Source organism: Solirubrobacter ginsenosidimutans (assembly GCF_027587205.1).
In genome coordinates this window covers 100,711-118,358 of the sequence record NZ_JAPDOD010000024.1, presented here as the reverse complement: position 1 = coordinate 118,358, position 17,648 = coordinate 100,711, and the positions used below count along the sequence as shown (strand labels likewise).

Here is a 17,648-nt window from a genome sequence, read left to right as displayed (position 1 = left end):
TCCCCCGCGCGCGAGGTCTAACTTCGGGGATCAGCTCGAGAGAAGAGGAATCACCGATGTCTGAACCGAAACCGCAGTTCACCGACGCCGACCTCGAATTGCTGCTGCGCGAAGCGGATCGCGACGACCCGATCCTGAGCGCGCCGCGCCCGGACACGGCGGAGGAGCCGCGCGAGTCCCTGGACTCGCTGATCCTCGCCGGTCTCGTTTCCCCGTAAATAAGGCGGGCAGCCCCTCCGCCCCACCCCGATCATCCGACCTTAAGGCGCGCCGGGACCGGGGTTCAGCGATTTGCGGCGGCGGCGAGCCGGGCGGTCGTGGCCGCGTCGGCGACGCGTTCCTCGCCCCAGAACACCCCGCGCGACGACCACAGCGCGGGCAGCCGGTCGGCACCCGCGCCCAGCAGGCGGCGTGCGGCGGCTTCCATCGCGCCGTCGCGGCGCTCTTCGCGCGCGGCGCGCAGGCAGTGGTCGAGGCGCAGGCCGGCGGCGGCCGCGGCCTCGGTCAGGATCTCGAGGTCGTCGAGGTCGAAACCGCCCGCGAACGCGAGCCGGGTCGCGGCCAGCACGAACGCCGCGCCGCGGCCCTCGTTGGCGGCGTAGTGCGCGACGCGCATCGCCGCCGGCACCGGCATCGGCCAGCGCTCGGGCCATTCGAGCGGCAGGCGCAGCGCGGCGGCGCGCTCCTCGGCCAGCTCGATGATCTGCTCCGCCTCGCGCTCGTTCGCCGGCACCGCGCGGCAGCGCAGCGTGCGTGAACACGCAGGCGTCCACGCGACCGCGTCGAACGCACGGTCCACTCGCTCAGCCGCCAGATACGTGAACGGCGACGCGAGGTCGAACAAGAACTCGGCACGCACCGGGTCCCCCACCACTGCATCCGGCCGGAGACGCGCACGGCGCTCCTCCAACCGTATGACCTCACCCATTCCGAACATCCTCAGTCTCGTGTCGTTCCCTTGACGCGAGAGCGCTCGCCCGCGTCGCACCCATACAACGTGCAACTCGTACGGAACTTGCGCTCGTGATCACAACCATGTCATCGGCCGTATATGTCGATACCAGCAACCTTCCGCTGTAGAAGCGAGTATCCTGCGGCAACCGCCAGGCCGCACCAGGGAGGCCTCTCATACCACCTGTCCCACCGCCCAAACGTCACCCCTACGATCAATGGTCGCCGGATGCCCGCGCGCTCGATCTCGTGGGCGACAAATGGACGCTTCTAATCATCCGTGATCTCGCTGCCGGCCCGCGCCGGTTCGTCGAGCTTCAGCGCGTACTACCCGGTATTTCCACCGAGCAACTTCGCTCGCGGTTGAACCGGATGGTGGCCGATGGCCTCCTGACGCGCCAGCGCTACCGGGAGGTACCGCCGCGGGTGGACTACGAATTGACGGAGCGCTCTCGGGAGCTGATTCCGGTACTGGGCGCGCTTGCGCGCTGGGGTTACGACTGGACGTGGAGTGCTCCACGGCCGGGTGAAGACGTCAATGTCGGCGCCATCTTCCGGCTCGCTCCAGGCATTCTCGAGGCGCCGGCCGGCCTTGAAGGCACGGTCGAGCTGATCGTGGAAGCCGAGGGCGACCAGCCCGAGCGCCAGTACCTCGTGACGTTCGCGGGCGGGCGCTCGGAGATCTCCGAGGTCGGCGGGGCGTCCCCGACGTCGTCGGTCCGCGGGTCCGTTCAGGCTTGGGTCCGCGCACTCGGCCCTGACGGGTCGACCGAAGGACTGATCATCACGGGCCGTGAAGGCCTGGCGGGCGCCGTGCTCGACGGCTTCTCGCAAGCAAGATCGCGTGCAGCTTCGGCCGCCGCCTAGTTCGAGCTCTGACTCAGTAGCGCCTTCTTAAGAAGTTCTTCGTCAACGCCTTCGACTCGCACGACCTTGTCGCGCGATGTCTGACCGCGAACCACGCTGACGCGCGACGGCGGGACCCCCGCCGCTCGCGCCACGAGGGCGCACAGCGCCGCGTTCGCTTTGCCGTCGACCGGCGGCGCGGTCACGCGGATGACGATCGCGCCGGCCCGCTCGCCGACGACTTCGTCGCGACGCGCGCGAGGCTGTAAACGAACCGAGACGTCGGTCATCGTGGGGACATCTTCGAAGAGGTGCCCGGGGTGGGACTTGAACCCACACGCCCCAAAGGACAATCGGGTTTAAACCGATCGCGTCTGACCTGTTCCGCCACCCGGGCTAGCGGAGGATCGTAGATGGTCGGGTGACTACCCTGGGATTCGCCGCAACTTCCCTACGCGCCGGTGGTTATCGCGTGTGGGCCTTGCGCCTGATCCCTGCATGGAAGCCTCCGCCCTACAGCACGCCGGCGCCGCCGGCCTCCACGGTCGCTCGCCGTTGCTGCGCCTGCAGTCCGACGAGCGGCTCGTCGCGCTCATCCGGCGCGGGAACCATCACGCCTTCGAGGCGCTGGTCGCCCGCTACCAGTCGCGCCTGCTGGCGTTCTGCCGGCACATGCTGTCCTCGCGCGAGGACGCGGAGGACGTGCTGCAGGAGGTCTTCGCCGCCGCGTTCAACGCGATGCTGGCCGACGAGCGCGAGATCAACGTGCGGCCGTGGCTGTACCGGATCGCCCGCAACCGCTCGCTGAACCACCTGCGCCGCGCGCAGGCGGTCGGCATGGACTCGATGGACATCCACCTGTCCGAGGGCGGCCTCACGACCGCGGACAAGGTCCACAAGCGCGAGGAGTTCCGGCTCCTCATCGCCGACGTCCAGGATCTGCCGGAGACCCAGCGGACCGCGCTGCTCCTGCGCGAGATCGACGCGCTCTCCTACGACCAGATCGCCGAGGCGATGGAGACCACGGTCCCGTCGGTGAAGTCGCTGCTCGTGCGCGCCCGCGTGTCGCTCGCCGAGGCGGCGGAGGCGCGCCTGCTCTCCTGCGACGAGGTGCGGCTCGAGCTCGGCGAGGTCGCCGAGGGCCTCACCCGCACGAGCGCGCCGGTGCGCCGGCACCTGCGGACCTGCGATCGCTGCACGGCCTTCAAGAAGCAGCTGCGCTCGACCAACAAGGCGCTCGCCTCGCTCTACCCGGTCGGTCCGCTGATCCTGCTCAAGAAGCTGCTGATCACCCACATCGGCACCGGCGCGGCGACCGGCTCGGCCGCGGCCGCCGGCGGCGCCGCCGCCAGCTCCGCGGGCGCGGGTGCCGCGCTGCAGGTCGGCTTCACGGCGTTCGCGACGAAGGCCGCGGCGGGCCTGGCGGCTGCCGCGATCGTCACCGCGGGCGCCGTCGAGGTCCAGCATGCCGCCAAGCCGCGGACGGATCGCCACACCGCGGTCGCCCAGCTGCGCCCGGCCGACAAGGCCGCCGCCCCGGCCCCGACCGCCGTCCCGACGCGCCCGCCGGTCCTGGCCGCCTCCGCGCCGCAGTCGAGCGAGCCGAACACGCACAAGGTCAAGCTGACCAAGGAGACCGAGCGCAAGGTCGCCGCGGCGAAGGACAAGCCGACGGCCACGCCGACCGGCACCCCGGCCGCGAGCGCGACCCCGACGTCGACCTCGACGCCCACGGCCGAGGCCAAGGGCGGCGACACCACCGCGCTGCCGACCGACACGCTCGGCACCGCCCAACCGGGCAGCGGCTCCTACGAGCAGCCGACCCCGACGCCGACCTCCTCCGGCCCGATCCTCGCCTCCGTCCAGCCGTCGGAGCCGACGCCGGAGCCCGCGACGACCCCGTCGCCCACACCGGAGCAGAGCGCGACCCCGTCCGCTCCCCCGGCCCCGACGCCCACCCCGCAGCCGGTCGTCACCCCCGCGCCGACCCCGGCGCCGAGCACCACTCCGGCGCCCTCGCCCGAGTCGACGCCCTCGGGCGACGAAGCGCCGCCGTCCGGCAACTAGCGGGACGCTGACCCGTGGGATGGTGAGCGAGCGTCGACTTTCGTGAGCAGAGCGCGAGAAACTCGACGCTCGCGTCGCGAGCGCAGTTGGCGTTCGCCCCTAGTGGATGCGCGAGCCGAGCGGCACGTCGGCGTCGGGCGCGAGCAGGATCACGCGGCCCTCGGTGTCCGACGCGCCCAGCGTCAGCACCTCTGAGCGCACCGGGCCGATCTGCCGCGGCGGGAAGTTCACGACGGCCACGATCAGGCGGCCCTCGAGCTCCTCTCGCGAGTAGTTCGTGATCTGCGCCGACGACCGCTTCACACCCACTTCCGGGCCGAAGTCGATCGTCAGCTTCCAGGCCGGCTTGCGCGCCTCCGGGAAGTCCTCGACCGCGACGATCCGCCCCACGCGCAGGTCGACGGCGAGGAACTGGTCGAAGGTGATCTCCTCGGTCACGGCGCCTCCGTCCCGAAGCGGAAGCTGCGGTACGGGGTCTTCAAGAGGCCGCTGGTGCCGACGTCGCTCGCCTTGCCCGCCCCGCCGGCCGGCGTGGACAGCAGCAGCAGCCGCACGCCATCGCGAGCGCCGGGCACCGGTTGCGGCAGGAGCGTGAGCCGGCCGTACAGCCGCGGTTTGCGGCTCACGCGGAAGGCCAGCGTGTAGCCGGCCACCGTGTTGATGCGCGCCTTGCCCTCCTCGACCAGCTCGAGCTCCGGAAAGCGCTGCTTGAGGGCGTCCAGCTCGTGGGTGGCGACGATCGGCAGGATGCCGCCGACGTCGCCCTTGTACGCGGGCAGCTGCAGCGGCCCGACCACCATCGAGTCCTGGTTCTTGCGCTCCAGGTGCACCCACTCGCCCGCCGCCGGCTCCAGCTGCTTCATGCCGGGAGCGACGCGCAGGTTGAACGCGATCGGCCGCTCGCGGACGATCCGCACGCCGTCGGCGGTCGAGGAGCCCCCCAATGCGACCACGAGGGCGCCGACCACGAGCAATCCGAGCACGCCGAACACCGCCCACCGCGCGGAGGCGGGGAGCGGTGCGAGCTCCTCGCGGAGCGTCGGGCGATGTTCGGGCGCGACGAGCGTCAATTGCCGATGCTGAAGAGCGCCTCGAGGTCGTGCTGGGAGAAGACCTCGAAGGCGACCATGGTCTGGGTGCGCTCGATGCCCTCGATCTCGGCGAACCGGTGGGTGACCACCTGTGCGACCTCCTCCGGGTTGCGCACCCGCAGGATCGCCACGAAGTCGTACTCGCCGGTGACGCTGTAGGCCTCGGCGACGCCTTCGACGTCGGCGAGCCTGCCGCCCAGGTTCGGCAGCGCGGCGCGCGAGGCGCCGATCAGGACGACGGCGTGGGTCATCGGATGGTGTGGGTGTCGCCGGGGTCGAGCACGAGCACTTCGCTGAAGCCGGCCTGCTCGACGTCCTGCTTGAAGGCCGCGACGTCGGTGTCGATCAGCGGGAACGTCCCGTAGTGGATCGGGATCGTCTGGAACGGGTTGACGAAGTGCACGGCGGTGACGGCGTCGAAGCGGTCCATCGTGTAGTGGCCGCCGATCGGGACGAGCGCGAGCTCGACGCGATCCCCACGGCCCGCGATCAGCTGCAGATCGCTGAAGAGCGCGGTGTCGCCGAGGTGGTAGATCAGGTGGCCGTCGTAGCTGATCAGCAGGCCGGCGGGCATGTGCGGCGTGCCCTTGGGCGAGACCGCCGTGTGCCATGCGGGCACCATCTTCACCCAGCCCCAGTCAAAAGCGACGGTGCCGCCGTAGTTGAAGCCGACGACGTCCGCGACGCCGTCCGCCTCGATCTCGGCGGCGAGCTCGACGATCGCCAGCACCTTGGCACCCGTGCGCTTGGCGATCGCGACCGTGTCGCCGATGTGGTCGCCGTGCCCGTGGGTGAGCAGGATCACGTCCGCGGCAATGTCCTCGGCCGACACCGCCGCCTTCGGGTTGCCGGTCAGGAAGGGGTCGATCAGCACGTCCGCGCCGCCTCCGGAGAGGTGGAACGCGGAATGTCCGAGCCAACGTACGTCCGCAGCCATGTCTCAGGTCTCCTCGTTGTCGATGAGCTCGTGGGCCAGCTCGAACCCGACCGCGACGCCGATCAGCATCGCGACGCGCGTCTCCTCGGCGAGCAGGACCCGCACCGCCGTCAGGCGATCCTCGATGTCGGCCTTGCCGGCCGCCTCGAGCACCTGCTGCTGATGCGCGGTGTCGATCCAGCTCTCCTCTTGCAAGGCCTGGTTGAGGATGCGCTGGAGCGCAGGCGCGCCCAGCTCGACGACGCGCTGGGCCTGGGCCAGCCGATCCGGATCGGAGAGGACGGCAACGGCCGCGTCGATCTCGGCATCGGTGTATTCCCGGCGGGGGGCAGAAGCCACTGACGGCCATCATACGAACGCGATGGCCGTGCCTCTCACCTCACTCAGCCACGGCGCGGGTTGTGGCTGCAAGCTCTCGGCGGCGCAACTGCGTCCGATCGTGGCCGATTTGCCCCGCCCCACCGACCCGCGCGTGCTCGTCGCGGCCGACCTGGCCGACGATGCGGGCGTCGTCCAGCTCACGCCTGAGCTGGCGATCGTGCAGACCGTCGACTTCTTCACGCCGATCGTCGACGACCCCTACGCGTTCGGGCGGATCGCCGCGACCAACGCGCTCTCGGACGTCTACGCGATGGGCGCGACCCCGGTCTCGGCGCTCAACCTCGTCGCCTACCCGCTCGACACGCTCGGCCCGGACGTGCTGCGCGAGATCCTGCGCGGCGGGGCCGACGCCGTGGCGGCGGCGGGCGCCTCGATCGTCGGCGGGCATTCGATCGACGACCCGGAGCCGAAGTACGGCCTCGCGGTCACCGGCGTCGTCGACCCGCGGGCGATCCTGACCAACGCGGGCGGCCGGGCAGGCGACATCCTCGTCCTCACCAAGCCGCTCGGCGCGGGGACGATCGCCACCGCGCTCAAACGGGGCCTGGCGTCGCCCGGCCTGGTCGCGCGCGGGATCGAGGTCATGACGACCCTCAACGCCGTTGCCGCCGACCAGGCCCGCGCGGCGGGAGCGCACGCGCTGACGGACGTCACCGGCTTCGGCCTCCTCGGCCACACCCACGAGCTGAGCTTCGCCTCAGGCTGCGCGGCGGAGATCGACGCCGCCGCCGTCCCGGCCATCGAGGGCGTCCTGGATCTGCTGAGCGACGAGCGCGCGTTGGCCGGCGGCTCCAAACGCAACCGCGCCGACGCCGACACCTTCACCACGTGGGCGGACACGGTCGGAGACCCGCTCCGGCGCCTCTGCTGCGACGCGATGACCTCGGGCGGCCTCCTCGCCGCCGTGCCGAGCGCCGACGGGATCGACGGCTGGCCCGTCGGCCGCCTCACCGCCGGCCGACCGGGGGCGATCGCCGTGCGTTGACAGCTAGATACTCGGTATGTATAACGAGTATCTAGATGCGGTATCCGCTCCTGGCACTGCTCGCGAATGGCCCGGCGCACGGGTATGAGCTCAAGCTCGCGATGGAGCAGCGGTTCGGGGCGGTGCTGCCGCCGTTGAACGCCGGGCAGATCTACACGACGCTCTCGCGCCTGGAGCGCGACGGGCTCGTGGACGACGACGCGGTCGCGCAGAACGGGCGGCCGAACAAGCGGGTCTACCGGCTGACCGAGCAGGGGCAGATCGAGCTCAAGAGGTGGGCGGCGGACTCGACGCCGGCGACCCGCCTCAAGGACGACTTCTTCATCAAGCTCGTCCTGGCCCGCGCCGCGGGGATCGCCGACCCGCGCGAGCTGATCGACCGCCAGCGCAGCGCCTACCTGCAGGCGCTGCGGGAGCTCGACGACGTCCACACGCAAGACGACACGACCGCGCTCCTCGTCGAGGGCGCGGCGCTGCACCTCGAGGCCGACCTCAAGTGGCTCGACCTCTGCGAACAACGCATGACGAACGGGAGCGAGACATGGTGATCGTCGCGCGCGGCCTCACCCGCGAATACGAAGGCGGCATCCGGGCCCTGCGAGGCGTGGACGTGGAGATCCCGGAGGGCGAGTTCGTCGCCGTGACCGGACCCTCCGGCTGCGGGAAGTCGACGCTGCTGAACCTGTTCGGCGGCCTCGATCGCCCGACGGGCGGCGAGCTCGAGCTCGCCGGTCGCCGGGTCGACGGGTTCTCCGAGGCCCGGTGGGCGCACGTGCGCCGCAACGAGATCGGGTTCGTGTTCCAGTTCTTCAACCTGATCGGCAACCTCTCCGTCGCCGACAACGTGGAGCTGCCCGGGCTGCTCGCCGGCCTGACCACGCGCGAGGCCAAGCAGCGCCGGACCGAGCTGCTGGAGCATCTCGGGATCGCCGAGCATGCCAGCCAGTCCCCCACCCGCCTCTCCGGCGGCCAGCAGCAGCGGGTCGCGATCGCCCGCGCGCTGATCAACCGCCCGCAGGTCCTGCTGGCCGACGAGCCCACCGGTAACCTCGACAGCGCCTCCGCCCGCGACGTGATGGCCCTGCTGCGGACGATGCACGACGAGCGCGGCCAGACGATCGTCCTCGTCACCCACGACGCCCGCGTCGCGGCGCGCGCCGACCGCGTCCTGACCATGCGCGACGGCACGATCGCCAACGAGACGCGCTTGGACGCGGGCCGCGGCGACGTCGCCTCGACCGTCAACCGCCTGATGCAGCTGGGGGTGTGAGCGGAGATGACGTACGCCGCCGCGCTCAGGATCGCCCGCGCCGACCTCGCCGGCCGCCCCGTCCAGACCGGGCTGACCGCGCTCGCGATCTTCGCCGCCGCCACCGCGCTCGTCGTCACGCTGGCGCTTCGCCAGGGCCTCGACGACCCGTTCGACGCCGCCCAGACCGCGACACGCGGCGCCCACGTCAGTGCCTACGGCGACGGTGACCTCAGCGACCTCGCCCACCTGCCCGGCGTCGCTGCGAGCGACGACCGCCCCGTCAAACGGGCGGTCACCACGCTCGGTGGCACCCCGGTCTCGCTCGGCCTCGAGGCGCTGCCCGCCACGAGCGCCCCGGTCGACGTCCCGGAGGTGACCGACGGCCGCCGGCCGTCCGCGCCCGGTGAGGCGCTCGCGGAGCGCAGCTTCGCCAAGGAATCCAACCTGCGCGTCGGCGACACGCTGCGCACCGACGGCCGCACCATGCGCATCACCGGCTTCGCCGTGAGCACCGAGCAGGCGACCTACCCGCGCTGGCGGCCCGGCATCGTCTGGACCCCCGGCCTCACGGGCCCCACCACCCGCGCGGCGATCCGCCTCGACGACCCCGAGGCCACCGACGCCTTCAAGCAGGCCGCCCTGCATGCCCACCCCGGCCTGCGCTTCACCGACTGGCACGACGTCCGCGACACGATCACCGACCAGGCGCGCACCAACACGATCATCATCGGCGTCAACACGCTGCTCGCGCTGATCGCGGTCGGGTTCACGGTCGCGACGGTGATAAGCGGGCGGGTGCTCGCGCAGCGGCGCGAGATCGGGCTGCTGAAGGCGATCGGGGTCACCCCGCGCGGCGTCGTCGGCCTGCTGGTCGCCGAGTACGCGGCGCTCGCCGTCGCGGCGGGCATCCTCGGCCTCGCGGCGGGCACGGCGATCGCCCCACTGCTGCTGAAGCCGATGTCCAACCTGCTGGCGACGCCCACGCCGAGCGCGTTCCAGCCGCTCACGCTGCTCGCCTCGCTGGCACTGATCGTCGCCGCGGTCGCGCTGTTCGCGGCCCTGCCGGCGCTCCGTGCGGGGCGGCTGAACACCGTCGACGCGCTCGCGCTGGGTCGCGCCTCGCTGACCGGGGGCGCCTCGCGCGCCGCCCGGGTCGCCGCGGCATTGCACCTGCCCGCCACCGGCCGCCTCGGCGTCAAGGACGCGTTCACGAGCCGCGCACGCGCCGCGCTGACCATCGGGGCGCTGACGATGATGGTGATCACCCTGGTCGCCGCACTCTCGATGGAGGCGACCTACAGCCGCGTGATCGAGGACCCCGCGCTGCGCGCGAAGCCGTGGGACGTGCGCGTCTCGCCCGGCGACGGCTCGACGCAGGACGCCCTGCAGCGCGTCCAGGCCGAGCCCGGCATCGCCCGCGCCACCACGCTCGCGAGCTTCCCGGTCACGACGGCCCGCGGCGAGCTGCAGGCCCGCGCGGTCGGCGACGGCTTCCAGGCGTTCCCCTACGCCGTTCCCGACGGCCGGATGTTCGCCGGGCCCGGCGAGGCGATCGCCGGCCGCGGCTTCTTCGACCGGCTCGAGGCGAAGCTCGGCGACACGGTCACGCTGCGCGCCGACGGCAAGCCGTTCACGGTGAAGCTCGTCGGCCGCCACGTCGAGCCCGACAACGACGGCGAGATCGTGATCTTCAGCCGCGCCACGGTCCCGAACGCGCCCCAGGGAGATGTGATCGCGGACTTCACGCCCGGCGCGGACGGGACGAAGATCGCGGGCGACCTCAAGCGCCGCGGCGTCCAGGCCGAGCTCGTCAGCGCCGAGGTCCGGCAGGAGCGCGCCGACGTACGGCCGATCGTCTACGGCTCCAGCGCCCTGCTGGTGGCCGTCGGCCTCGTGAATCTCCTGACGACACTGCTGCTGGTGACCCGCGAGCGGGCCCGCGACTTCGGGCTCCTGAAGGCGCTGGGACTGACGCCCCGCGGCATCCTGGCCGTCGTGAACTCCGGTGGGGCGGCGCTCGGCGCGATCGCGATCGTGCTCGGCATTCCGGTCGGCATCGTGCTCTTCCGGGCGCTGATGAGCGCGATGAGCCCGAGCGAGGGCGCGGACATCGTCGGCACCCCCGGTCCGCTCGCCCTCGCGCTGATCGTGCCGTGCGTGCTCGCCGTCACCGCGCTGGCCAGCTCGCTCCCCGCCCGCAACGCCGCGCGGGCGAGCGCCGCGCAGGTGCTCAGGGCCGAGTGACGCTCAGCGTTCGCGCAGGCGGGCGAAACCGAGCCCGAGGATGATGCCGATCACGCCGCCGACCACGCCCGCGACGCCGCTGGCGTCCGTCGTGGCGAGCGGCATCAGGACGAGCACCGCGGCGATGGCCAGGACGCCCAGGAGGTCGCTCTCGTCCTCGAAGCCCTTGCGGCGCCCGAGGATGTCGCGCATCGCCCACGCCGCCAGCAGGCCGAGCGCGGCGCCGTTGGCGCCCAACGCGAGGCCTTCGCCCGCGACCACGACCGCCACGTACGCGCCGCCGGCGCCCGCGAGCAGGAAGACGAGCAGCGGCGCCCACCACCCGTGCCGGCGCTCGAGCAGGAAGCCGAAGAGGGCGATGGTCCCGACGGTGACCGCCTCGTAGCCGGTCGACTGGTACGCGAAGAGCGTCGTGACCGCGCGCCACGGGTCCTCGAGCCCGGTGGCGAGCGCGAGGTCGTCGTAGTGCAGGAGGTTGGACTTCAGCCCGACGGTGACCAGCAGCGACGCGACGACGAGCACCCACACGGCCCACGGGCGGGTGTCGGCGCGGATGCCGGGGATCTCACCCGGGCGCAGCCGCGGCAGCTGGGGCCGCGAGCGGGCGCGGCGCGGCGCCTTGGGCACACCACCGCGGTCGAGCTTGGGCGCGCGCTTCTGGATCCGCGTTCCGCAGTAAGGACACTCCGTGATGTACGGAGAGACTTCCGCGCCGCAGCTCTTGCAGACGAGGTACAGATCCGGGCCGCTCGACATGAGACAGGTCCAAGGATACGCCGCCGGAGGCCCCAGGCCCGACGTTTATGCAAACTCGGGCGCGGAGGCGGCGACGATGTCGCGCAGGAGCTCGCTGAAGTCGCGGTTGGCTTCGTAGACCTTGCGCTGCCGGTAGGCCCCGTTGCCGCGCTCCAGCAGGTCCGTTACGCCCTCCAGCTCGTGCTCGGCGCCGAGGTCCTGCGCGTGCCCGAGCAACCGGTCATACAGCCGCTGCGCGAGCGCCTTGGCACTCACCCGCTCGCGGTCCGGCAGGTCGACGAGCTCGCCTTCGAGTCCGTGTCGCGACGCGAGCCACTTGTTCTCGTCGAGCATCTCGTACGGGTAGTCGCGCAGCTGCTTGCCGGCGTCGAAGTGCTCGCAGAGCTCCTTGACCATCGCCTGGATCAGCGCCGCCAGCCCGAGCGTGTGCTCGACGTGGGTCTGGGCGTCCATCGCCCGGATCTCGACGGTGCCGAAGTTCGGGTGCGGGCGGACGTCGTACCAGAGCCAGGTGTAGTCCTCCATCACGCCCGCCTCGACCATGAAGCCGATCCGGCGCTCGTAGTCGTCCCAGTCCTTGTAGTAGGGCGGGATGCCGACGCGCGGGAACTGACGGAAGATCGGCATCCGGGTCGAGGCCAGGCCGGAGTCGTCGCCGCGCCAGAACGGCGAGTTCGCGCTCAGCGCGAGCAGGATCGGCACGTGCACCCGCATCCCGTTGGCGACGTGGATCGCCTTGTCGCGGTCGTCGAGGCCGATGTGGACGTGCAGGCCGAAGATCAGCTCCTGGCGGGCGACGAAGCGCAGCGCGTCCACCAGATCTCGGTAGCGCGTGGCGGCGGTGATCCGCTGGTCCTCCCAGTGCGCGAGCGGGTGCGTCCCGGAGGAGCCGATGCGCAGGCCCTGCTTGTCGGCGATGTCGCGAACCTGACGCCGCAGCGCCCGCAGCGCCGTGGAGGCCTCGGGCATGTCCGCGCACGGGTTGGTCGAGATCTCGAGCACCGACTCCATCAGCTCGGGCTTGATCTCGCCGTGGGGCGAGTCCTGCACCAGGTCGTCGATCGCGTTGGCCAGCGCGTACGTGGTCGGGTCGAGGATCATCAGCTCTTCCTCGATGCCGACCGTGTACGCGGGGCCGCTGAACTTCGGCTCCATGAGGCCGCGTAGAGTAGGGGCTTCACGGTTCAGTACGACTGCGCGAGGTAATTGACGATGGCCCTCGGTTACGACGGCAAGCTCTACATCCTGGCCTTCGATCACCGGGGGTCGTTCCAGAAGAAGATGTTCGGGATCGAGGGCGATCCGACGCCCGAACAGACCGCGACGATCTCCGACGCGAAGAAGCTGATCTACGAAGGCATGGAGAAGGCCGTCAAGCAGGGCCTTGACGCCTCTTCGGCGGGTGTGCTGGTCGACGAGCAGTTCGGCTCAGACATCCCGGAGCTCGCGCCCAAGGAAGGCCTCTCGCTGACGATGCCCGCCGAGAAGTCGGGCCAGAACGAGTTCGACTTCCAGTACGGCGACGACTTCCCCGCGCACATCGCCAAGTACGACCTGCTGGCGACCAAGGTCCTCGTCCGGCACAACCCGGACGGCGACCCCGGCATGAACGAGCGCCAGACCGCGCGGCTCAAGCAGCTCGCGGACTGGCTGCACGCCAACGACCGCAAGTTCCTCTTCGAGCTGCTGGTGCCGGCCGAGGACGCGCAGCTGGAGGCCGTCGGCGGCGACGCCGACCGCTACGACGCCGAGCTTCGCCCCGAGCTGATGCGCCGCGTCATCGAGCACTACCAGGACGCCGGCGTCGAGGTCGACATCTGGAAGATCGAGGGCGTCGACACGCGAGCCGACGCGCAGATGCTCTCCGACCAGGCCCGTAAGGGCGAGGGCCGCGAGAACGTCAAGAGCGTGCTCCTGGGCCGCGGCGCCTCCGACGACAAGGTCGACCACTGGCTCGGTGAGGCCGCGCCCGTCGACGGGTTCATCGGCTTCGCCATCGGCCGCTCGATCTGGTGGGACGCCCTGAAGGGCTTCCTCGACGAGTCGCTGACCCGCGACCAGGCTTCCGACCTGATCGCCGAGAAGTACCTGCGCTTCGTGAAGGTCTACGAGGAAGCCGCGAGCTCCGTTTCCGCCTAAGGCGCGAAGGCTTCCGGGACATCCGCCTGCCGCGGCGCACGGTCGCGGCGGGCGATGCCCGACTCGATCGCGGCCTTCGCCACCGCCTCCGCCACGGCGGGCGCGACAGCGCGGTTGAAGACGCTCGGGATGATGTACTCCGGCCCGAGGTCGGACTCCGGGATCACGCTGGAGATGGCGTGGGCGGCGGCGAGCTTCATCGCCTCGTCGATCCCTCGCGAGCGCACGTCGAGCGCGCCTCGGAAGATCCCCGGGAACGCCAGCACGTTGTTGATCTGGTTCGGGTAGTCGCTGCGGCCGGTGGCCATGATCGCGACGTCGTCCCAGATCTCCTCCGGCTGGACCTCGGGCGTCGGGTTGGCCATCGCGAAGACGATCGCGTCGCTGGCCATCGTGCGCACGCCCGCGGCGGTGAACGCGCCGGGGCCGGAGACACCGATCACGACGTCGGCGCCCTTGAGCGCGTCGTCGGGGCTCCCGACGAGCCCGCGCTGGTTGGTGCGCGCGGCCATCGCGGCCAGCTCCGGGGTGAGGTCCGTGCGACCCGGGTGCAGGGTGCCGCCGATGTCGCAGACGATCAGGTCGCGGACGCCGTTCTCGAGGATGATCTTCGCGCAGGCGAGCCCGGCCGCGCCCGCGCCGACCATCACGACGTGGACGTCCTCCGCGTGCTTGCCGACGACCTTCAGGGCGTTCAACAGCGCCGCCAGCACCACCACCGCGGTGCCGTGCTGATCGTCGTGGAAGACCGGGATGTCCAGCGACTCCTTCAGGCGCCGCTCGATCTCGAAGCAGCGCGGTGCGGCGATGTCCTCGAGGTTGATGCCGCCGAACGTGGGCGCGACGCCCTCGACGATCCGCACGATCTCGTCGACGTCGGTGGTGTTCAGGCACAGCGGGAAGGCGTCGACGCCGGCGAGCTCCTTGAAGAGCATCGCCTTGCCCTCCATGACCGGCATCGCGGCCTCCGGGCCGATGTTGCCGAGCCCGAGGACGGCGGTGCCGTCGGACACGACGGCGATCGTGTTGCCCTTGATCGTCAGCGTCCAGGCCGAATCGGGGTCGTCGTGGATCGCGGAGGAGACGCGGGCGACGCCGGGCGTGTACGCCATCGAGAGGTCATCGCGGGTCTTGATCGCGACCTTGCCGACGATCTCGATCTTGCCGCCCTTGTGCATCAGGAAGGTGCGATCCGAAACGCTGGAGACGGTGACGCCTTCCAGCGCCTTCACCGCGTTGACCACCCGCTGGCCGTGCTCCGCATCCACGCACGCCACGGTCACGTCGCGCGTGGCGCCGCGCTGGTCGACGCGCACGAGATCGATCGCGCCGAGCATCGCGCCCGCTTGACCGATCGCGTTGGCCACCGCGGCGAACGCGCCCGGGACCTGGCGCAGCTCGATGCGCATGGTGAAGGAGTAAGAGGCCGAGGGCTGAAGCCCCGCCGGCGCCTGCAGGCTGGACATGGGTTCCATCGTGGCACGGGGGCGAGGTTTCGCGCCCCTGGCCTCTCTGCGGGTATGAAGCGACTGCTCGTCCTGACCCTCCTGCTGACCGGCTGTGGCGGCGGTGTGCGCAACGCCGCGCGCGTGGAGCGCGTCGTCGACGGCGACACGATCGTCGTGCGGGTGGACGGGCGCAGCGAGCGCGTGCGCTACATCGGCGTCGACACGCCCGAGTCCGTCAAGCCCGGCGTGCGGGTGCAGTGCTTCGCCAAGAGCGCGGCGAAGGAGAACGCCAAGCTCGTGCTCGGGCGCGACGTGCGGCTCGAATACGACGCCGAGGCGCGTGACCGCTACGGGCGGCTGCTGGCCTACGTCTGGCGCGGCGATCTGCTGGTCAACGCCGAGCTGGTCCGCCTGGGTTATGGAAAGCCGCTCGAGATCGCGCCGAACCTCGCGCACGCCGCCGAGCTGCGGCAACTGGCGGCCGCGGCCAAGCGCGACCACCGTGGGTTATGGAGCCGCTGTTAGATTTCTCTGCCCATGCGCATGCGCCAGAGCATCGCCGAGATCGAGGACGCGTTCTTCGAGGAGATCGAAGAGGACCGCGAGCGCCGCGAGCTGCTGCGCCGGCGCGCGGAGCGTCGCGAGCTCAAGCGTCAGGCCGATCGCCGCCATCGCCACGGCTCGATGCGCTTCTTCCTGCTCGTGCTCGTGCTGCTCGGCACCGCGGTCGTCGTGACGATCGCGATGTTCCAGACCCTGTACTACCTGCTCGGCTAGACCCGCCCTACTTGTCGGGCGTGCTCGTGCTGAGCCGCTTGAGTGCGTCGTCGACCTCTGCTCGCGCTGACGCGCCCGCGGCGACGTTCTCCTGCTGGATCTCGAGGTAGACCTCTTTGCGGAACACCGGGATGTCCCGTGGGGCCTGGATGCCGATACGAACCTTTTCGCCCATGATCGACAACACCGAGACCTCGATGTCGTCGCCGATCATGATCGATTGGTTGGACTTGCGTGTCAGTACCAGCATGACGCCGCCTCCCTGGCGATTTCGAACTCGATCCCGTGGACGGACCCGCTTCCGTCCGATGGGTGAGTACGGGTGAGGCTACTTGGTGTTGGGGTGGATGAGTATGGGGCGTGCACCCGAGTGCCCCGAGATAGGTCGGACCCTATGCGCTAGGCTCCGGCCCTCCTATGAGCCGCCGGTCCCTGCGTCCTCAGCTTAACCAGATCCGCGGGTGGGTGCGACAGGGTCGCACCGACGCGTGGATAGCGCACCAGCTGGAAGTCACTGTCCAGCAGATCCAGGCCTTCAAGCGCGAGCAAGGCCTTGAGCCCGACTTCGAAGAGAACGGCGGGGCTCCTGAAGAGGTTGACCTGCGCGCGGAAGATGACGCGCAGATCGCCGCCGAACTCGAAGCGGAAGCCACCCGAAGGGCAGAAGAAGAAGCACGTGCGGCCGAAGAGGCAGCACGCAAGGCCGCCGAAGAGGAGGCCGCAGCCGCTGCTGCTGCAGTCGTCGCGGAGGCCGAAGAAGCAGAGAAACCCAAGCGTGCGGCGCGCCGCCGCGGTGGGCGTTCTCGCCGTCGTTCCGGGCCTGCGGGCCCGCTCGAGGGCACTTTCGACCACGGCGAAGAGGGATACGGCCTGTGGCTGGATCCCGCCGTGCAGGACGATCCCGTGTACGCCGAGCACTGGGCGGGTCACCGCCCCGTCGAGATCACGATCGAGGAAGACATGATCGTGATCCGCCGTGCCGGCGGAGGCGAGGACGACGCCGAAGACTGATCCGCGACGCGCCGCCGCCATCGAGTGGCGGCGCTCGCAGGATTTCTTGCAGTGTGAGTTGACCGAGCCGTGGTCTCACGGCACGGTCCTTCTCACCCCTTCGGCCCCGAACTTCTGGGACGCGAATTTCGTTCGCGTCGAGGGCGACGGGTCCGATCTGGAACCCCAGGTCCTCGTGCGCGCGGCGAACGAGCTCCTGCACGACTCCCAGCACCGCAAGCTCGAGATCCACGACGAGCGCGCCGGAGCCCGGCTGCGGCCGTTCTTCGACGCCGCCGGCTGGGTCACCGACCGCAACGCCGTGATGGTCCGCGAGGGCCTAGGACGTGCGCATGCGGACGTCGAGGAGGTCTCGCTCCTCGAGACCCGGCCGTTGCGCGTCGAGTGGTATCTGTCGTTCGAGAACGACGAAGCCGCCCAGGAGTCGCTGGCGGACGCCCAGGACCGCATCTCGGTCCGCCGTGGGATGCGCGCCTTCGTCGTCCGCGACGCCGAGCGCCGCCCCGTCGGGTTCACGACGCTCGCCGTGGGTGACGAGGCGGTCGAGATCGACCAGCTCTACGTGACCCCCGCGGCCCGCGGGGCCGGGATCGCCACCCGCCTCGTGGAAACCGCGCTCGCGGCGGGCGGGTGCTCGACCGCGTGGGTGATCGCCGACGACGACGGCCGTGCCCGCTCGCTCTACGAGCGCCTGGGCTTCGAGACCGTCTGGCTGCAGCACGCCTTCGTGCGCCAGCCCTAGCCGCCCTAAAGCGTCGCGTCC

23 protein-coding genes and 1 tRNA gene are annotated in these 17,648 nt (G+C 70.9%); 12 read left to right on the top strand and 12 right to left on the bottom strand.

Features of this window, described 5'->3' with window-relative positions; translation table 11 throughout:
• Positions 1–56: 56 nt before the first annotated feature.
• Positions 57–218, top strand: coding sequence for a hypothetical protein (locus OM076_RS24105; RefSeq protein WP_270042641.1), 162 nt, complete (start codon positions 57–59; stop codon positions 216–218).
• A 65-nt stretch (positions 219–283) separates the two neighbouring features.
• Here OM076_RS24105 and OM076_RS24100 read toward each other — a convergent pair whose 3' ends face one another.
• Complete coding sequence (locus OM076_RS24100) at positions 284–928, bottom strand: DsbA family protein (protein WP_270042640.1); 645 nt, start codon at positions 926–928, stop codon at positions 284–286.
• A gap of 272 nt (positions 929–1,200) precedes the next feature.
• On the opposite strand from OM076_RS24100, the gene OM076_RS24095 reads away from it, so the two are divergent.
• Positions 1,201–1,818: a winged helix-turn-helix transcriptional regulator gene (locus OM076_RS24095; RefSeq protein WP_270042639.1), complete on the top strand. Its 618-nt coding sequence runs from the start codon at positions 1,201–1,203 to the stop codon at positions 1,816–1,818.
• Here OM076_RS24095 and OM076_RS24090 read toward each other — a convergent pair.
• Both OM076_RS24090 and OM076_RS24085 read right to left on the bottom strand, forming a co-directional pair.
• Positions 1,815–2,087 (bottom strand): DUF167 domain-containing protein, encoded by a 273-nt coding sequence (locus OM076_RS24090; RefSeq protein WP_270042638.1) that lies wholly within the window; start codon positions 2,085–2,087, stop codon positions 1,815–1,817. The two genes, OM076_RS24095 and OM076_RS24090, sit on opposite strands and share 4 nt — an antisense overlap.
• Positions 2,088–2,109: 22 nt before the next feature.
• Positions 2,110–2,194, bottom strand: a tRNA-Leu gene (locus OM076_RS24085).
• Positions 2,195–2,295: 101 nt separating this feature from the next.
• Here OM076_RS24085 and OM076_RS24080 point away from each other — a divergent pair.
• Positions 2,296–3,864 (top strand): RNA polymerase sigma factor, encoded by a 1,569-nt coding sequence (locus tag OM076_RS24080; protein ID WP_270042637.1) that lies wholly within the window; start codon positions 2,296–2,298, stop codon positions 3,862–3,864.
• A gap of 99 nt (positions 3,865–3,963) precedes the next feature.
• On the opposite strand, the gene OM076_RS24075 is transcribed toward OM076_RS24080, so the two are convergent.
• Genes OM076_RS24075 through OM076_RS24055 form a run of 5 tightly spaced genes read right to left on the bottom strand, consistent with a single transcriptional unit; the run spans position 3,964 to position 6,231 of the window.
• Complete coding sequence (locus tag OM076_RS24075; protein ID WP_270042636.1) at positions 3,964–4,302, bottom strand: tRNA-binding protein; 339 nt, start codon at positions 4,300–4,302, stop codon at positions 3,964–3,966.
• Positions 4,299–4,934, bottom strand: a complete 636-nt coding sequence (locus tag OM076_RS24070) for a hypothetical protein (RefSeq protein WP_270042635.1) — start codon at positions 4,932–4,934, stop codon at positions 4,299–4,301. Before OM076_RS24070 ends, OM076_RS24075 begins: the two co-directional genes overlap by 4 nt.
• Complete coding sequence (locus OM076_RS24065; protein ID WP_270042634.1) at positions 4,931–5,206, bottom strand: Lrp/AsnC family transcriptional regulator; 276 nt, start codon at positions 5,204–5,206, stop codon at positions 4,931–4,933. The genes OM076_RS24070 and OM076_RS24065 overlap by 4 nt, the downstream gene beginning before the upstream one ends.
• Positions 5,203–5,892, bottom strand: a complete 690-nt coding sequence (locus tag OM076_RS24060) for a metal-dependent hydrolase (protein WP_270042633.1) — start codon at positions 5,890–5,892, stop codon at positions 5,203–5,205. Before OM076_RS24060 ends, OM076_RS24065 begins: the two co-directional genes overlap by 4 nt.
• Positions 5,893–5,895: 3 nt before the next feature.
• Positions 5,896–6,231, bottom strand: a complete 336-nt coding sequence (locus OM076_RS24055; protein ID WP_270042632.1) for a nitrogenase component 1 family protein — start codon at positions 6,229–6,231, stop codon at positions 5,896–5,898.
• Between the two features lie 22 nt (positions 6,232–6,253).
• On the opposite strand from OM076_RS24055, the gene selD reads away from it, so the two are divergent.
• The 4 genes from selD to OM076_RS24035 are packed head-to-tail and all read left to right on the top strand — an operon-like array spanning position 6,254 to position 10,754.
• A complete protein-coding gene (selD, locus tag OM076_RS24050) occupies positions 6,254–7,258 on the top strand; it encodes a selenide, water dikinase SelD (protein WP_270042631.1) in 1,005 nt (334 codons plus the stop codon).
• A gap of 35 nt (positions 7,259–7,293) precedes the next feature.
• Entirely contained in the window at positions 7,294–7,806 is a 513-nt protein-coding gene (locus tag OM076_RS24045; RefSeq protein ID WP_270042630.1) for a PadR family transcriptional regulator, read from the top strand.
• Positions 7,800–8,528: an ABC transporter ATP-binding protein gene (locus tag OM076_RS24040; protein WP_270042629.1), complete on the top strand. Its 729-nt coding sequence runs from the start codon at positions 7,800–7,802 to the stop codon at positions 8,526–8,528. The genes OM076_RS24045 and OM076_RS24040 overlap by 7 nt, the downstream gene beginning before the upstream one ends.
• Positions 8,529–8,534: 6 nt before the next feature.
• A complete protein-coding gene (locus OM076_RS24035) occupies positions 8,535–10,754 on the top strand; it encodes an ABC transporter permease (protein ID WP_270042628.1) in 2,220 nt (739 codons plus the stop codon).
• Between the two features lie 3 nt (positions 10,755–10,757).
• Here the strand turns inward: OM076_RS24035 and OM076_RS24030 are convergent, their stop codons facing one another.
• Positions 10,758–11,510, bottom strand: a complete 753-nt coding sequence (locus OM076_RS24030; RefSeq protein WP_270042627.1) for a rhomboid family intramembrane serine protease — start codon at positions 11,508–11,510, stop codon at positions 10,758–10,760.
• Between the two features lie 45 nt (positions 11,511–11,555).
• Positions 11,556–12,665 carry a carboxylate-amine ligase gene (locus OM076_RS24025; RefSeq protein ID WP_270042626.1) on the bottom strand — a complete coding sequence of 370 codons (1,110 nt, stop codon included), beginning with the start codon at positions 12,663–12,665 and terminating at the stop codon, positions 11,556–11,558.
• Between the two features lie 57 nt (positions 12,666–12,722).
• Here OM076_RS24025 and OM076_RS24020 point away from each other — a divergent pair, with 57 nt between their 5' ends.
• Complete coding sequence (locus tag OM076_RS24020; protein WP_270042625.1) at positions 12,723–13,649, top strand: 2-deoxy-5-keto-D-gluconate 6-phosphate aldolase domain-containing protein; 927 nt, start codon at positions 12,723–12,725, stop codon at positions 13,647–13,649.
• Here OM076_RS24020 and OM076_RS24015 read toward each other — a convergent pair.
• The gene (locus OM076_RS24015) at positions 13,646–15,115 is read right to left on the bottom strand and encodes an NAD-dependent malic enzyme (protein WP_270042624.1); all 1,470 of its coding nucleotides are present in this window, start codon (positions 15,113–15,115) and stop codon (positions 13,646–13,648) included. The genes OM076_RS24020 and OM076_RS24015 overlap by 4 nt on opposite strands.
• A gap of 54 nt (positions 15,116–15,169) precedes the next feature.
• Here OM076_RS24015 and OM076_RS24010 point away from each other — a divergent pair, with 54 nt between their 5' ends.
• A complete protein-coding gene (locus OM076_RS24010; protein ID WP_270042623.1) occupies positions 15,170–15,622 on the top strand; it encodes a thermonuclease family protein in 453 nt (150 codons plus the stop codon).
• Between the two features lie 12 nt (positions 15,623–15,634).
• The gene (locus tag OM076_RS24005) at positions 15,635–15,874 is read left to right on the top strand and encodes a hypothetical protein (protein WP_270042622.1); all 240 of its coding nucleotides are present in this window, start codon (positions 15,635–15,637) and stop codon (positions 15,872–15,874) included.
• Between the two features lie 7 nt (positions 15,875–15,881).
• On the opposite strand, the gene csrA is transcribed toward OM076_RS24005, so the two are convergent.
• Positions 15,882–16,124, bottom strand: coding sequence for a carbon storage regulator CsrA (gene csrA, locus OM076_RS24000; protein WP_270042621.1), 243 nt, complete (start codon positions 16,122–16,124; stop codon positions 15,882–15,884).
• Between the two features lie 167 nt (positions 16,125–16,291).
• On the opposite strand from csrA, the gene OM076_RS23995 reads away from it, so the two are divergent.
• Together OM076_RS23995 and OM076_RS23990 are read left to right on the top strand one after the other, a co-directional pair.
• A complete protein-coding gene (locus OM076_RS23995) occupies positions 16,292–16,885 on the top strand; it encodes a hypothetical protein (protein WP_270042620.1) in 594 nt (197 codons plus the stop codon).
• Positions 16,886–16,943: 58 nt separating this feature from the next.
• On the top strand, positions 16,944–17,627 hold the full coding sequence (locus tag OM076_RS23990; RefSeq protein WP_270042619.1) for a GNAT family N-acetyltransferase: 684 nt from the start codon (positions 16,944–16,946) through the stop codon (positions 17,625–17,627).
• Positions 17,628–17,648 lie beyond the last annotated feature (21 nt).